The 16,111-nt window shown below is 48.8% G+C and carries 11 protein-coding genes, 3 rRNA genes and 1 riboswitch; of the genes, 13 read left to right on the forward strand and 1 reads right to left on the reverse strand.

Annotated elements, in window-relative coordinates; all coding sequences use genetic code 11:
• The first annotated feature begins 112 nt into the window (after positions 1 to 112).
• A complete protein-coding gene (locus tag MCG46_RS00675; protein WP_240276676.1) occupies positions 113 to 2,425 on the forward strand; it encodes an ATP-binding cassette domain-containing protein in 2,313 nt (770 codons plus the stop codon).
• Between the two features lie 176 nt (positions 2,426 to 2,601).
• On the opposite strand, the gene MCG46_RS00680 is transcribed toward MCG46_RS00675, so the two are convergent.
• Entirely contained in the window at positions 2,602 to 3,222 is a 621-nt protein-coding gene (locus MCG46_RS00680) for a YigZ family protein (protein WP_240276678.1), read from the reverse strand.
• 201 nt (positions 3,223 to 3,423) lie between these two features.
• On the opposite strand from MCG46_RS00680, the gene MCG46_RS00685 reads away from it, so the two are divergent.
• The 12 genes from MCG46_RS00685 (at position 3,424) to MCG46_RS00740 (ending at position 16,101) form a co-directional block, all read left to right on the forward strand.
• A complete protein-coding gene (locus MCG46_RS00685) occupies positions 3,424 to 4,797 on the forward strand; it encodes an MATE family efflux transporter (RefSeq protein WP_240276680.1) in 1,374 nt (457 codons plus the stop codon).
• Positions 4,798 to 4,826: 29 nt separating this feature from the next.
• Positions 4,827 to 5,459 (forward strand): hypothetical protein, encoded by a 633-nt coding sequence (locus tag MCG46_RS00690; protein WP_240276682.1) that lies wholly within the window; start codon positions 4,827 to 4,829, stop codon positions 5,457 to 5,459.
• A 119-nt stretch (positions 5,460 to 5,578) separates the two neighbouring features.
• Positions 5,579 to 6,004 (forward strand): YdeI/OmpD-associated family protein, encoded by a 426-nt coding sequence (locus tag MCG46_RS00695; RefSeq protein ID WP_240276685.1) that lies wholly within the window; start codon positions 5,579 to 5,581, stop codon positions 6,002 to 6,004.
• Positions 6,005 to 6,135: 131 nt separating this feature from the next.
• Positions 6,136 to 6,555: an Hsp20/alpha crystallin family protein gene (locus tag MCG46_RS00700; RefSeq protein ID WP_240276687.1), complete on the forward strand. Its 420-nt coding sequence runs from the start codon at positions 6,136 to 6,138 to the stop codon at positions 6,553 to 6,555.
• A gap of 69 nt (positions 6,556 to 6,624) precedes the next feature.
• Positions 6,625 to 7,041 (forward strand): Hsp20/alpha crystallin family protein, encoded by a 417-nt coding sequence (locus tag MCG46_RS00705; RefSeq protein ID WP_240276689.1) that lies wholly within the window; start codon positions 6,625 to 6,627, stop codon positions 7,039 to 7,041.
• 285 nt (positions 7,042 to 7,326) lie between these two features.
• Positions 7,327 to 7,899 carry a manganese efflux pump MntP family protein gene (locus MCG46_RS00710; RefSeq protein ID WP_020226074.1) on the forward strand — a complete coding sequence of 191 codons (573 nt, stop codon included), beginning with the start codon at positions 7,327 to 7,329 and terminating at the stop codon, positions 7,897 to 7,899.
• 10 nt (positions 7,900 to 7,909) lie between these two features.
• Positions 7,910 to 8,485: a TetR/AcrR family transcriptional regulator C-terminal domain-containing protein gene (locus MCG46_RS00715; RefSeq protein ID WP_154239845.1), complete on the forward strand. Its 576-nt coding sequence runs from the start codon at positions 7,910 to 7,912 to the stop codon at positions 8,483 to 8,485.
• A gap of 91 nt (positions 8,486 to 8,576) precedes the next feature.
• Positions 8,577 to 8,657, forward strand: a riboswitch (ZMP/ZTP riboswitch).
• 41 nt (positions 8,658 to 8,698) lie between these two features.
• Entirely contained in the window at positions 8,699 to 9,871 is a 1,173-nt protein-coding gene (locus tag MCG46_RS00720; RefSeq protein WP_240276691.1) for a phosphoribosylaminoimidazolecarboxamide formyltransferase, read from the forward strand.
• A gap of 587 nt (positions 9,872 to 10,458) precedes the next feature.
• Positions 10,459 to 11,994: ribosomal RNA gene (locus MCG46_RS00725) — 16S ribosomal RNA — on the forward strand.
• Between the two features lie 253 nt (positions 11,995 to 12,247).
• Positions 12,248 to 15,143, forward strand: a 23S ribosomal RNA gene (locus tag MCG46_RS00730).
• Between the two features lie 95 nt (positions 15,144 to 15,238).
• Positions 15,239 to 15,352 (forward strand): 5S ribosomal RNA (rrf, locus tag MCG46_RS00735).
• The 16S, 23S and 5S rRNA genes sit together here, the layout of an rRNA operon.
• A gap of 311 nt (positions 15,353 to 15,663) precedes the next feature.
• Positions 15,664 to 16,101, forward strand: a complete 438-nt coding sequence (locus MCG46_RS00740) for a PTS sugar transporter subunit IIA (protein ID WP_240276692.1) — start codon at positions 15,664 to 15,666, stop codon at positions 16,099 to 16,101.
• The last annotated feature ends 10 nt before the right edge of the window (positions 16,102 to 16,111 follow it).

The following is a 16,111-nucleotide window of genomic DNA, read 5'->3' on the forward strand; positions in this document are numbered from 1 at the left end:
GCCCAAAGACGTGATGATCCGTCATATTTTAGCAAAAATGATCAAGAATGGACGCTTCGGCTCTGATATGCTGAGAAGCAGATACTTTACAGTGAACACAGGAGGACGAAGAATGGAAAAAACGACGAAAACAGAATTAAAGAATACTTTGGAAATCGTGGCGGAGAACCGTGATATCGTGGTTTACGGACTGACGCAGAACAATCTGAAACATGTCACTTTCAGAATACCCAAAGAGAAAATTACGGTGTTCACCGGTGTGTCCGGTTCGGGGAAATCAAGCATTGTCTTTGATACGCTTGCCGCTGAATCGCAGCGCCAGATGAACGCGACCTATCCGCCCTTTGTCCGATCCAGAATGCCGAAATACCCCAAACCGGCGGTCGAACGGATTGAGAATTTATCCCCATCGGTGATTGTTGATCAATCACCTTTAGGCGGAAACATTCGCTCCACCGTCGGCACAATCAGCGGTCTGTATGCCAGTCTGCGGCTGTTGTTTTCACGGATTGGAAAGCCGTATGCCGGATCGGCCTCCTGCTTTTCGTTCAATGATCCCAATGGAATGTGCCGGACATGCAGCGGTCTGGGCAAGGTTACAAGTTTGGATGTAACCGCTCTGCTTGATCCAGCTTTATCGCTAAATCAGGGCGGTGTGAAGGATTCCTTATATCGTCCCGGCTCCTGGTATTGGAAACAGCTGGCTCAGTCCGGTCTGTTTGATCTTGATAAGCCGATCCAGAAATATACAACCCAAGAGTACAATCTGCTGCTCTATGGATCCAGGGACGGCAGCGGCACACCGGAAAATCCCAAGCTTCCTGGTTTGGTTCATCAATATACCAAAATCCTGCTGAACCGGGACCTCAGCGACAAAAGTCAGCATACGCAGAAGAAATCCCAGCATTTGATCAAAGAATCGGAATGTCCCAGCTGTCAGGGGAAACGGCTGAACCCGACAACTCTGGCCTGTCGGATTCACGGCTATTCGATCGCGGAGATGAGCGAAATGGAGCTGCCGCAGCTCAAAGCCGTGCTGATGGAAATCACGGATCCCACTGTAAGCATGATTGTTCAGACACTGGCCGAAGGGTTGGACAGGCTGATTGAAATCGGATTATCCTATCTGCATCTGAATCGCGAAACGCTGTCGCTTTCCGGCGGGGAAGCACAGCGGCTGAAATTGGTTCGCTATATGGGAAGCAGTTTAACCAATCTGCTTTATATCTTTGACGAGCCCAGCACCGGCATGCATCCCCGCGATGTCGGCCGCATGAACCGGCTGCTTTGTCAGCTGCGCGATAAAGGCAATACCGTGCTTGTAGTCGAACATGATGAAGATGTGATTTCAATCGCCGACCACATTATCGACGTGGGTCCGCTGGCCGGCCAGAAAGGCGGCGAGATCGTCTTTTCCGGCAGCTATGCCCAACTGCTTCAAACCGATACGCTGACCGGCCAGGCTCTGCGGCATACGCTGCCGATTAAACAAAGTTTCCGCGAGGCTCAGACAAGCCTGCCGATTCGCGGTGCTCAGCTGCATAATCTGAAAAAGGTCGATGTGGATATTCCGTTGGGGATCATGACGGTGGTGACCGGAGTTGCCGGTTCAGGAAAGAGTACGCTGATATCCCAGGTCTTTGCCAGACAGTATGAAAACGATGTGATCATGATCGATCAAAGTGCGATTACAGCCACGCAGCGTTCCACACCTGCTTCCTACCTTGGCTTTTTTGATGAAATCCGCCGGCTGATGGCGCGGGAAAGCGGACAGTCAGAAAGCCTGTTCAGCTTCAATTCCGCCGGAGCCTGTCCTGTCTGCGGCGGAAAAGGGGTTATCGTCACGGAGCTGGCGTTCATGGATCCGATCATAACAGAATGCGAAGCCTGCGCAGGTCAGCGGTACAATTCGGAGGCGCTGAGCTGTACTTATAAAGGTAGGAATATTGTTGATTTATTGAATCTGACTGCTTCAGAAGCCTTGACAGTCTTTGTGGAAGCGAAGATCCGCCGGCACTTACGGGTGATGGAACAGGTCGGATTGGGATATTTAACGTTGGGACAGCCTTTAAGCACGCTGTCCGGCGGAGAACGGCAGCGAATCAAGCTGGCCAAAAATCTGGCAAAGCGCCGGGGAATTTTCGTGATGGATGAGCCGACAACCGGCCTGCACCGCTCGGATATTCAGAATCTCTTAAAGCTTTTTGAACTGATCGTGGATCGCGGCGGAACCCTGATCGTAATCGAACATAACCTAGACGTGATCAAGCAGGCGGACTGGATCATTGATATCGGGCCGGATGGCGGAAAAGACGGCGGAGAAGTGGTGTTTACCGGCACCCCGGCTGAGATGATTCGAAGTGCCCAAACGCTGACGGCAGAGAGTCTGCGGCGATCCTGTGCCCGTACCGATCTTTTAAAATAAGGAGATGAAAGACAGCGAAAGGACAGCGGTAATCGGAAAGCAGACCCAAAGGAAGAAATAGCGTATCCCTTTTAATCTTTCTTTGCTTCCTTAGCCTTAACGATTCAGAAAACAAGGAAGACTAAAAACGGTCCGGATCCCGTAATGGGAAATCCCGACCGCTTTCTTTTTGCCGCTCAGCTTTTATTAACCTGACATTCTTTTTCGACCCATTCCTGCGCTATCCACTGGCATGGAAAACGCCCGCTGGTCAGCTCCTGGACTTTTTCCGCTACCGTCGGATCGGTGGTTAAGAATTCATAGACGACCTGTTCGCCATAATCCTTAGTGAGGATATCGGCCTGATCCTTTAATAAATAATCCAGCTTGCCGATCAGATCATAGGAGAACGTCAGCGTATAACGATCCATCAGCACCATTTCCACCTTAGGCGCCAGCTTGACGGTTTCACTGACAGAACGGGAATAAGCCCGGACAAGTCCGCCCGCTCCCAGTTTGATCCCGCCAAAATAACGCACGGTGACGGCGCAGCAATCCTGCAGACCGCTGAGCTTGAGCGCTTCCAGCATCGGGACTCCGGCCGTACCGCTGGGCTCACCTGCATCGTTGGAACGCTGCAGTTCGTTATGCTGCCCGGCGATGTAGGCGTAACAATGATGATTGGCTTCCGGGTGCAGCCTGCGGATTTGCTGAATGAACTCCTTGGCCTGGACTTCATCCAGACACTTGTGCAGATAACAGATAAACTCCGATCGTTCAATGACGATGGAATGATGAAAATCCTCTTTCAGCCGCATGCGATCACCTCTTGATTTTCATCTTATCATGAAATCCAATCCCAAACAATCCTGCTTGCTTTTCTTATTATAAGGAAGGTAAAAATGAATTCTTCCTGAGATAACTTATACCAACGTTTAAAAATCCCGTTGAATTGGGTCTTGTAGAAACTCTGCAATTCAACTAGAATAAGACTATTAGTTTTAGAAAGCAGGGATTTTATGAGTAAATTCAATTCAGATAAAATGGGCACGATGCCGGTCGGCAAGTTGCTTTTCAGCATGTCGGTGCCGGCGATTTTTTCCATGTTAGTGCAGTCGCTGTATAACGTCGTTGACAGTATCTTTGTTGCTCAGGTCAGCGAGGATGCCCTAGTTGCTGTGTCGATCGCCTTTCCGCTGCAGATGCTGATCATTGCCCTGGCCTTAGGCGTCGGGGTCGGCACCAATGCCCTGATCGCCCGTCGGTTGGGAGAAAAACGCCGGGAGGAAGCCAACATTGCGGCCAATACCGGAATCGTTCTGTCATTAATCAACATGGCGCTGTGCATGTTTGTCGGACTGTTTCTGGCCAAGCCTTTTGTCGGCTTGTTTACCACCGACGCCGCGGTTTTTGAGATGGGTTCGCAGTATTTGATGATCGTCATGATTTTCTCAGTCGGCGTGATGATTGAGATGACCTGTTCACGAGTGCTGCAGGCAACCGGCAACATGATCGTACCGATGCTTTCGCAGCTGATCGGCGCGATTACTAATATCATTCTGGACCCGATCTTCATCTTCGGCTACTTCGGCGTTGCGAAAATGGGCGTTGCCGGAGCGGCGGTGGCAACGGTCATCGGTCAGATCCTGGCGATGATCTTTGTGTTGATCGTTTTGAAAGTCGGAACGCATGAAGTTGATATCGCACCCTGGCGGCACCATCCGCAAATGCAGGCGGCCAAGGATATCTACCGCGTTGGAATTCCAACGTTTGTCATGAACGCAATCGGCTCCCTCACCACGACAGCGATGAACGCCATTCTGATGAGCTTTTCCGCAACGGCAGTGGCAGTGCTGGGAATCTATTTTAAGCTTCAGTCGTTTGTTTTTATGCCGATTTTCGGGTTAAACCAGGGCGCGATGCCGATCCTGGGCTACAATTACGGCGCGGGGGATGAAAAACGTTTTACTCGCACGCTCGTCTTATCCTTCGGCGTGGCCGTGGCGATCATGTTAGCCGGCACGGTTCTGTTCTGGACGATGCCGGAAATGCTTTTGAAGCTGTTTAACGGTTCTGATCAGATGCTGAAGCTGGGCAGCTATGCGCTCAGAATTCTGGCGCTGTGCTTCCTGCCGGCTGCCTGCAGCATCATCATGACCACGATGTTTCAGGCGTTGGGCAAAGGCTTGATGAGTTTGGTCATGTCGCTGTTGCGCCAGTTGGTTTTCATCATTCCGATGGCCTGGATTCTCGGCCAGCTCGGCGGACTGAGCGCCGTTTGGTTCTGTTATCCAGCCGCCGAAGTGTTGGTGGCGGTGATCTTTATCCCGATAGCCTTAAAAACGATTAAACGCAGTTTTAATGCAGAACGCCGTGAAAATGGGGCATACTGAAAAAGCACGATCCAAAGCAAGGTGATAAAATGAAAAAAGCATGTTCTGTTCTGTATGGCGCTTCCGCCGTTTTGATGATCTACAGTACGATCTTTCAGCTGCAGCATCAGCTCTATGCGAAGCTGGGCTATCTTGTCCTGGCCCTCGGCGTTCAGCTGATCGGCCCGCTTGTTGTCAAAGCCCTCAAGCTGAAAGAGGCTTGGGGATTGTTGTTCTGGGCGCAGCTGTTTATCGCTGTGGCGATGATCATCGGCAATACCCTGAACGGTTATGCCATTCCTTACTTCGATAAAGTGCTGCATTTCAGCTCCGGCATCCTGATCTGCGCGGTGATCACGCTGGTCTATTGCTGGCTGAAACAAAGCTGGACGGAAAGCACGCCGCGTGATTATCTTCTAAAATGCTTATCCATTCAGGGAATCAACATGATGATAGCCTTTCTCTGGGAATGCTTTGAATTCGCCTGTCTGATCTTTCTCAATATCGACGCGATTAATCACTATACCCAAGGCGTTTACGATACGATGACCGACATGATCGTCTGCTTCTTAGGCGGTCTGGTCTTTCTGTTTTTGCTTACGCGCAGCGAACGCAAAGGGAAAAAAGATCCGCTGCTGCATTCACTTGAAACGTTTTATAAAACCAACCTGCAAGGCCGCTGAGGCCTTTTCTTTTTGAAAAATACACGTTGAGAGATCCGCGGCCCATTCTGAAATGGAAACAAAAAAGCAAAATAAATCTTTGAACGCCGAGGCATACTAGAGGCCAGGAGGAAATCAGGATGCAGATTGAAGGAATAATTCACAATACACCCCAGCCCTATCTTGAGCTTGCGGCGGATGCGGCGCTGCCGGAAGGACCGCTGATCATCATGCTTCAAACTCAGCTGTTTAAACAGAAGGCAGAAAGAAAAGGACAAATCTGGACGCTGGAACTTCCGGAGGAAGTCTGTTCACAATCTGAGCTTACCGAAGGCAAAACGGTCAGCCTGTGGCTGGAACCAGAATCCGGTCACAGTTTGGCAGAATGTCCGCAGGCCTTACAGGAAGCACTCTTAGCCAACCGCAGTGCCTGTTATTTTTTTCAGCTGCTGGATCCGGAGCAGCGCGGGCGTATTATTCATTATGCGGAACAAGGGGTGGAAGATCAGCGCATTCGGCGGATCGACAAAATTGTTGCGATGCTCTATGAACGACGCACTTTGTGAACTTGTGAAATTAAATGAAGAAAATTAGCACTAACTACTTGACAGTGCTAAATAATGTGATATACTAAAATTGCAAGTTGGGAAAGACCCAATAAGCCAGGAATAAGACAGATAGAAAGAGGCGATTCAAGATGAGATTTGTACCGAACACCTGGATGGACAGCTTGGCCGACGAGGTTCTTAAGGATCCATTTTTCAGAAAGAATACTGTCCCGGCTGTCATGAAAACCGATATTCGCGAACGAGAAGATGGGTATCTTCTGGATATTGAGCTTCCTGGATTTAAAAAGGAAGAAATCAAAATGGAGCTGGAAGACGGCTATCTGACCATCGCAGCCGCGCACACAGCAAGCAGCGAGGAAAGAAGTGAACAAGGCAAGCTGGTGCGTCAGGAACGTGTCAGCGGCAGCTGCACCCGGACTTACTTTATCGGTGAAGAAATGAACGTCGAGGACATTAAGGCTCGTTATGAAAATGGTGAGCTGAAGGTCTTCGTACCGAAAAAAGACCCGCAGGTCATGCAGACCAAGAAAACGATTTCCATTGATTAACTTCTCTGAGCGATCAGAGTTCAGATCAGGCAGTATCGCATAAGTTGAAAACAGAAAGAGGTGTGATGTATGAGATTACTACCAAGAATGATGTTTGACGACTTCTTTGATGACATGTTTGATGAACCTTTGCTCCATCGCAATGCGATCACCGCAATGCGCTGCGACATTCGTGAGAAGGACGGCAGCTATCTGCTGGATATTGAGCTGCCAGGCTATACCAAAGAAGATATTAAGATGGATTTGGAAAACGGCTATCTGACCGTATCCGCGCTTCGCAATACCAGTAAAGAAGAAAAGGACGATCAGGGCAATGTGATCCGCCAGGAACGTGTCCAAGGCTCCTGCTCCCGCAGCTTCTATGTCGGCGAAGCGATCACGCCGGAAGACATCAAAGCGCACTATGACAACGGTGAATTGAAGATTGTTCTGCCGAAGAAAGACGCGCCGGCAGTGGAAACGAAAAAGACCATCATGATTGAATAATCTAATCTTTAAATCAGCGGTATCCTGGATTCCGCTGGTTTTTTCTTTGTTCAGTTTGGCAATGAACCCAATCAGAAATAAATGAGATCCAAGGTCAAGGGCAGAGGATCAGTCTGCCGCGCTTTTAGTCAGCCGTCAGCCGGATATTTGCGGCTTGGATCAGGCAAGGGAAAGCACAGTACTTATTCTATAAGGAAGAATTGACAGAATCTGATGATTGTCTATCGCTTCCTCCGTCACCATCGGCTATACTTGGACTGTAAACCGTAGAGGAGGGAAAATCAGGTGAATACAATCGAAATCCTAGTCACCTGCCTGGCTTTGTCGCTGGATTGCTTTGTGGTTATGATGGCGCGGGGCGCCGTGATGAATCCGCAGGAACACCGCCGCTCGCTGATTAACAGTTTTATCTTTGCCGGATCGAGCCTGCTGATGATCGTCTTGGGATCGCTGGCCGGTTCCCTGATCAAGAGTCAGCTTGTGCTGCATGTCAATCAGGTGATCGCAGCGCTGATCCTGTTTGCCCTAGGCTGCTTCCTGTTAATTCAGGCCTTTCGGCAAAAAGCCTTTGAAGAACGTCATGATGACAGTTTTAATTACAAAAAAGTCTTATTCCTGGGATTGATCACCAGTGTTGATGTTTTCCTGTTGGGAACCTGCATGACCTTGCTGCAGGCAGATGCCTTTCAGGTGTGCTTAATTTCCACATTGGTAACGCTGGCTTGCGTGGAATTGGGACAGCAGATCGGCTATCGTTTAGGTCTGGCCTATCGCCGGACCATCTTTACAGCCGGCAGCGTGATTCTCTTTCTGATCAGCCTTAAGGTTCTTTTCCAGGTGCTGACGCATCTGCGCTAGGGGGGAGATCATGGAAAAACGGGGGATGATGAAACGCTTTCTGGCAGAAAGCCTGAAAGAGCTCATGCTGCAGAAAAGCTTTGAAAAGATCACGATTAAGCAAATCTGCGATAAAACCGGCGTCATCCGCGCCACGTTTTATAATTATTTTGAAGACAAATACGCAGCTTTAAGTTATATCATTTATCTGGATACTGTCGATACAGCGCTTCCTTATATAGAAAAGAAGCAATTCCAGCAGGCGGTCAAAGCGATGCTTGATAAATTCGTGGAAAGTCGTGAATTTTATCAAATTGCTTTCCGGATCACCGGTCAGAACAGCTTTTCGGATCTGTTTGAAGAAAACGTTCAGCAGTTATTTGCGGAGATGTTCCGCCGTTACGGTCGGACCGAAAAGCTGGGAACGATGACCGAAGATGAACTCGCTGGCTATTTCGGCAACAGTTTATGTTACACGGTCAGTCACTGGCTGTGCCGCAATCGAAACATGGACAGTGAAACATTTTTAAAGCAGTATGGAGCCGTTCTGACCAGTTCCGTCTTTGATTTTCTCGATATGCCTCAAGGCAGTGCCAGCGGTTTGTAAGCCTTCGTGAGAGAAAATAATCGAACTGTCTGAAATGTGGAAAACTTCATGGAAGAAGGCTTGACAGGGGAGTGGAAGCGTGATAATTTTTAAACAGTTAACCGACTGACGGAAGTGGAATTGACCACAGGGAAGTTAATGCAGAACAGAGCCGACCGTCTGGGCCATTAAGGACCAGCAGTGCGGCTTTTTTTCGTAAAAGGAGGAAAAAAGATGAAAGAGTATGAGCTGAAATACGGATGCAATCCCAACCAGAAACCAGCCAGCGTCGACATTGAAGAGGGAGATCTGCCGTTTACGGTACTGAATGGCCGTGCCGGGTATATCAATTTGCTGGATGCCCTCAATGCTTGGCAGCTTGTCAAAGAATTGAAAGAAGCAACCGGAATGGCGGCCGCTGCTTCATTTAAGCATGTATCTCCCGCCGGCGCCGCGATTGGCCTGCCGTTGGACGACACCATGAAAAAAATCTACTTCTGTGAAGACACGGAGCTTTCGCCGATTGCCTGTGCGTACATCCGCGCCCGCGGGGCAGACCGCATGTCTTCTTACGGCGATTTCGCCGCCCTGTCAGAAGAATGTGATGAAACCACGGCCCGTTTCCTGTCAAAGGAAGTTTCTGATGGTGTTATCGCTCCTTCCTACAGTGAGAAAGCGCTGGAAATTCTGCGGGCTAAACGCAAGGGGACCTACCTTGTCTTGCAGATGGATGCGAATTATATGCCGAAAGCGATGGAAAGCAAAGAAGTTTACGGGGTACGTTTTCATCAGCAGCGCAATGATGTGAAGATTGATGAGAGTCTGCTTCAAAACATCGTATCGGAAAATAAAGAATTGCCGGAAGCGGCCAGACGAGATCTGCTGATCGCGATGATTACGGCTAAATATACGCAGTCCAATTCGGTTGTTTACGCGAAGGACGGTCAGGCGATCGGAATCGGCGCTGGCCAGCAATCCCGCATCCACTGCACACGAATGGCCGGCAACAAGGCGGATATCTGGCATCTGCGTCAGCATCCGAAAGTGCTGAATCTGCCGTTTAAAGAGAAGATCCGCAGAGCTGACCGCGATAATGCGATCGACGTGTATATTTCCGATGAATGGGAAGATTTGCTGCGGGAGGGCAGCTGGCAGGAAGCTTTCACGGAAAAGCCGGAAGTGCTGACCGCGGAAGAAAAGAAAGCCTGGCTGGCATCGGTCAGCGGGGTATCCCTGGCATCAGATGCGTTCTTCCCGTTTGGTGATAATATAGAACGGGCTCGCAAGAGCGGCGTTTCATACATCGTGGAAGCCGGCGGTTCTGTGCGTGACGATCATGTCATTGATACCTGCAACCGATATGGGATCGTGCTGATTTTCAACGGTGTCCGTCTGTTCCATCATTAAACCGCTTCTTTCCGTCGGTTAGCCTTAGTTAGTGCTGGGGTTCAGGCGGACAGAAGAAGTGCAGAAAATTTCGAGAATGAAGAAAAAGGATATTCCGATCAGAAGGCTGTTTAGCTTGCGGCTGAGAAATGGGATATCCTTTCTTTATGAAAGTACTGGTTCAGCATCCTGACAATCGAAGAACAGAATGGGAACAGAATTACAGGGATTGGCAGGTAGCGCGACATAATAACAAGAACCAACAAGACAGGAAAAACGCACAAATAGAGAATCAGAAAGGAATTCAAAAACAAAAGGACCCAGGAATGAAATCCTTAACGAATTCATAAAAGCCCTTGAAAATAAGGCGTTGTTACGAATTTCAAGCAGGCGGAGTCAAGGCGGAATGCAAAAAGCCGATAAAAAAATGAAAAAACTTTAAAAAGTTGTTGACAGAAAACAGTGGGTTTGGTAATATAAATGAGCACCTCGCGAGAGGGCGTCGATCTTTGAAAACTAAACAGGAAGAAAAGCACAAAAATACAACGTCAATTCATAAAGAATCTGTCTTAGGACAGAGGATATAAAACGAGCTAAACAAACTCGAACAAATGGAGAGTTTGATCCTGGCTCAGGATGAACGCTGGCGGCGTGCCTAATACATGCAAGTCGAACGCTTTGTAAAGGAGCTTGCTTCTTTACGAGGAGTGGCGAACGGGTGAGTAATACATAAGCAATCTGCCCATCGGCCTGGGATAACAGTTGGAAACGACTGCTAATACCGGATAGGTTAGTTTCTGGCATCAGGGACTAATTAAAGTTGGGATACAACACGGATGGATGAGCTTATGGCGTATTAGCTAGTAGGTGAGGTAACGGCCCACCTAGGCGATGATACGTAGCCGACCTGAGAGGGTGACCGGCCACATTGGGACTGAGACACGGCCCAAACTCCTACGGGAGGCAGCAGTAGGGAATTTTCGGCAATGGGCGAAAGCCTGACCGAGCAACGCCGCGTGAGTGAAGAAGGCCTTCGGGTTGTAAAGCTCTGTTGTGAAGGAAGAACGGCTCATAGAGGGAATGCTATGGGAGTGACGGTACTTTACCAGAAAGCCACGGCTAACTACGTGCCAGCAGCCGCGGTAATACGTAGGTGGCGAGCGTTATCCGGAATTATTGGGCGTAAAGGGTGCGCAGGCGGTTTGAAAAGTTTAAGGTGAAAGCGTGGGGCTTAACCCCATACAGCCTTAGAAACTGTCAGACTAGAGTACAGGAGAGGGCAATGGAATTCCATGTGTAGCGGTAAAATGCGTAGATATATGGAGGAACACCAGTGGCGAAGGCGGTTGCCTGGCCTGTAACTGACGCTCATGCACGAAAGCGTGGGGAGCAAATAGGATTAGATACCCTAGTAGTCCACGCCGTAAACGATGAGAACTAAGTGTTGGGGAAACTCAGTGCTGCAGTTAACGCAATAAGTTCTCCGCCTGGGGAGTATGCACGCAAGTGTGAAACTCAAAGGAATTGACGGGGGCCCGCACAAGCGGTGGAGTATGTGGTTTAATTCGACGCAACGCGAAGAACCTTACCAGGTCTTGACATATCAGGCAAAGGCATAGAGATATGCTGGAGGTTATCCTGAATACAGGTGGTGCATGGTTGTCGTCAGCTCGTGTCGTGAGATGTTGGGTTAAGTCCCGCAACGAGCGCAACCCTTGTCTTTAGTTACTAACATTAAGTTGAGGACTCTAGAGAGACTGCCGGTGACAAACCGGAGGAAGGTGGGGATGACGTCAAATCATCATGCCCCTTATGACCTGGGCTACACACGTACTACAATGGCGGATACAACGAGAAGCAAGACAGCAATGTGGAGCAAACCTCAGAAAGTCCGTCTCAGTTCGGATTGAAGTCTGCAACCCGACTTCATGAAGCCGGAATCGCTAGTAATCGCGGATCAGCATGCCGCGGTGAATACGTTCTCGGGCCTTGTACACACCGCCCGTCAAACCATGAGAGTTGGCAATACCCGAAGCCGGTGGCCTAACCCGTAAGGGAGGGAGCCGTCGAAGGTAGGGCTGATGATTGGGGTTAAGTCGTAACAAGGTATCCCTACGGGAACGTGGGGATGGATCACCTCCTTTCTAAGGAGAAAGACGAGAAAAGTTGGATTTTGTGGAAAAGTAAGTCTGTTTAGTTTTGAGAGATCGAAAGATTTCTCAGTGCAGTGATTGTTCTTTGAAAACCGAATAACAGAAAACAGATAGAAAGACATGATCTTTCTGAAAAGTTGAAAAGATTTCAAAAATCAGAACAAGATATTTGAAGTTGAACGTTGAACAGTTCTTAAGAAAGAAAAGCGTAACTGGACGACTCGCAGTCAAGACAGGAACGCGTGATTAAATGAATAAGGGCGTATGGTGGATGCCTAGGCATGTAGAGCAGAAGAAGGACGCAGCTAACGGCGAAACGCGACGGGGAGTGGTAAGCACACATCGATCCGTCGGTGTCCGAATGGGGAAACCCAGCGCGAGTAATGTCGCGTTACCCATGAGTAAATACATAGCTCATGAGGAGAGAACCCAGGGAATTGAAACATCTTAGTACCTGGAGGAAAAGAAAATAAGAATGATTCCCTCAGTAGCGGCGAGCGAACGGGGAAGAGCCCAAACCAGCCTCAGGGCTGGGGTAGTAGGACCACAACGTGGTACGTTAACCGATAGAAGAAGGACATTGAAAGGTCCGCCAAAGAGGGTGCAAGCCCCGTAATCGAAATTGGAAGACGACCTAGTGGAATCCTGAGTACGGCGAGGCACGTGGAACCTTGTCGGAAGCATCCGGGACCATCCGGAAAGGCTAAATACTCCTACATGACCGATAGTGAACCAGTACCGTGAGGGAAAGGTGAAAAGAACCGCGGGAGCGGAGTGAAATAGAACCTGAAACCATATGCTTACAAGAAGACAGAGCCCGTTAAGGGGTGATGTCGTGCCTTTTGTAGAATGAACCGGCGAGTTATGTTATCGTGCAAGGTTAAGTGGAAGACACGGAGCCGAAGCGAAAGCGAGTCTGAAGAGGGCGAGAGTACGATGAGATAGACCCGAAGCCGTAGTGATCTAGCCATGACCAGGTTGAAGGTTGGGTGAAACCAACTGGAGGACCGAACCGACCCCCGTTGAAAAGTTGGCGGATGAGTTGTGGCTAGCGGAGAAATTCCAATCGAACACGGCGATAGCTGGTTCTCCCCGAAATAGCTTTAGGGCTAGCGTCGAAGTAAGGGTAGTGGAGGTAGAGCACTGAATTCATGATGGCGCCGTCAAGGTGTACTGAATGAAATCAAACTCCGAATGCCATTATGTCATCTTCGGCAGTCAGACTGTGGGTGATAAGGTCCATGGTCAAAAGGGAAACAGCCCAGATCATCAGTTAAGGTCCCAAAATTACTGCTAAGTGGAAAAGGATGTGGGGATGCACAGACAACTAGGAGGTTGGCTTAGAAGCAGCCACCCTTGAAAGAGTGCGTAACAGCTCACTAGTCGAGTGACCCTGCGCCGAAAATTAACCGGGGCTAAGCAGTATACCGAAACTATGGCAATGACTTCGGTCATTGGGTAGGGGAGCGTTCCATGGGCGTCGAAGCCGTACCGGAAGGAGCGGTGGAGCGCATGGAAGTGAGAATGCCGGTGTGAGTAGCGAGATGCAGGTGAGAATCCTGCACACCGATAGACCAAGGATTCCAGGGGAAGGTTCGTCCGCCCTGGGTAAGTCGGGACCTAAGGCGAGGCTGAAAAGCGTAGTCGATGGAAAACAGGTTGATATTCCTGTACCCGCGCATTGAGTGATGGAGTGACAAAGAAGGCTAACCGGACCGGTAAATGGATTCCGGATCAAGCGAGGTAGGAGGCAGTCAGGCAAATCCGGCTGTCAATCTGAAGGCGTGAAGAGGAGCGAACGGGCGACCCAGTAGCGAAGACGGCGATGCCAGCTTTCAAGAAAAGCTTCTAGCGCAAATCAATGAGCGGCCCGTACCAAAACCGACACAGGTGGTCAAGGCGAGAAGCCTAAGGTGAGCGAGAGAACTGTTGCCAAGGAACTCGGCAAAATAGCCCCGTACGTTCGCAAGAAGGGGCGCTCGAAAGAGCCGCAGTGAAGAGGCCCAAGCAACTGTTTAACTAAAACACAGCTCTCTGCAAAGTCGCAAGACGAAGTATAGGGGGTGACGCCTGCCCGGTGCTGGAAGGTTAAGAGGATGTGTTAGTGGCAACACGAAGCATTGAATTGAAGCCCCAGTGAACGGCGGCCGTAACTATAACGGTCCTAAGGTAGCGAAATTCCTTGTCAGGTAAGTTCTGACCCGCACGAAAGGCGTAATGATTTGGGCGCTGTCTCGGCAGCAGACTCGGTGAAATCTTAGTACCTGTGAAGATGCAGGTTACCCGCAACTAGACGGAAAGACCCCATGGAGCTTTACTGTAGCCTGATATTGAGTTTTGATCAAGTATGTACAGGATAGGTGGGAGACGAAGAAGTTGGGACGTCAGTTTCAATGGAGTCGACGTTGGGATACCACTCTTAGTTGATTGAAATTCTAACCTATATCCGTAAGCCGGGTAAGGGACAGTGTCAGGTGGGCAGTTTGACTGGGGCGGTCGCCTCCTAAAGAGTAACGGAGGCGCCCAAAGGTACCCTCAGATTGGTTGGAAATCAATCGACGAGCGCAAATGCAGAAGGGTGCTTGACTGCAAGACAGACAAGTCGAGCAGGGACGAAAGTCGGGATTAGTGATCCGGCGGTGCAGAATGGAATGGCCGTCGCTTAACGGATAAAAGCTACCCTGGGGATAACAGGCTGATCTCGCCCAAGAGTTCACATCGACGGCGAGGTTTGGCACCTCGATGTCGGCTCATCGCATCCTGGAGCTGAATTCGGTTCCAAGGGTTGGGCTGTCCGCCCATTAAAGCGGTACGCGAGCTGGGTTCAGAACGTCGTGAGACAGTTCGGTCCCTATCTGTTGTGGGCGTAGGAAATTTGAGGAGAGCTGTCCTTAGTACGAGAGGACCGGGATGGACCCACCGCTGGTGCACCAGTTGTATCGCCAGATGCATAGCTGGGTAGCTAAGTGGGGAACGGATAAACGCTGAAGGCATCTAAGCGTGAAACCGACTCCGAGATGAGATTTCCCATTTCCTAGAGAAAGTAAGACCCCTTGAAGACGACGAGGTAGATAGGTCAGAGATGGAAGCACAGTGATGTGTGGAGTTGACTGATACTAATCGGTCGAGGATTTAATCACATGAGGAAAAAACAAACGTTCATAACGAAGTAAGAAAGAGCAAGACTTTCTAGAAGCAACTGTTATTTGGTTTTCAGGGAATAATCCTGAAACGATCTGGTGACGATAGCGAAATGGTCACACCTGTTCCCATCCCGAACACAGAAGTTAAGCATTTCCGCGGCGAGAATAGCTATGCCTGCCATAGTGAAGGCAGCTCGTTGCCAGGTTCTTCGGTTCCCTTCCCAGGGAGCCTTTTTTTGTTTTGCTAGTGAATTTTTAGAGTAATGAATCAATGCTTTATCTATAGTTAGACATTTACTAGAGAAATAAAAAAAGACATATGCCATTAAAAAACGCTCTAATCATGGTAAGGTAATAATTAACAAATAAATAAAAGCTGTTGACAACGCTTACATTGTCTGTAATAATATAAATACATTAAGACAGCACATTAGGATTGTTATTGTGTTAAGCAAGCGAGACCTATTTGCACATTGTTGCGGATAGGTCTTTTATGTATTCAAAAAGGAGAGGTTTTATGGACGTTTATAGTGTTGTTCAAGGTTTAGCTAAGAATTTAGATGATGTATGTGATCCGGTTTTTTCCAAACGCATGCTGGGAGATGGAATAGCAGTTGAGCCAAGCAATTCAAAGATATTTAGTCCCGTTGATGGGAAAATTGTAATGTTTTTTGAAACAAAACATGCTTTAGGAATTCGAGCAAAAGATGGTGCGGAACTTTTGCTTCATATAGGAATTGATACGGTGGAATTGAATGGCAAACCGTTTAAAGAAAAGGCTAAGATCGGCGATTCCGTGTCACGAGGCGATTTATTAATGGAGGTTGACTTCTCAATGATAAAAAAATTAGGCTATGATACAACAGTGATGCTTATTGCTACTAACCGAAGGGTTCAATTGATTAAAGATACTGGGCAAATCAGCATTAATGATCCAGTTTTCACATTATTATAAAGTAAGTGAG

The organism is Holdemania massiliensis, from assembly GCF_022440805.1.
In the GTDB taxonomy this organism is placed as follows: Bacteria; Bacillota_I; Bacilli_A; order Erysipelotrichales; family Erysipelotrichaceae; genus Holdemania; species Holdemania massiliensis_A.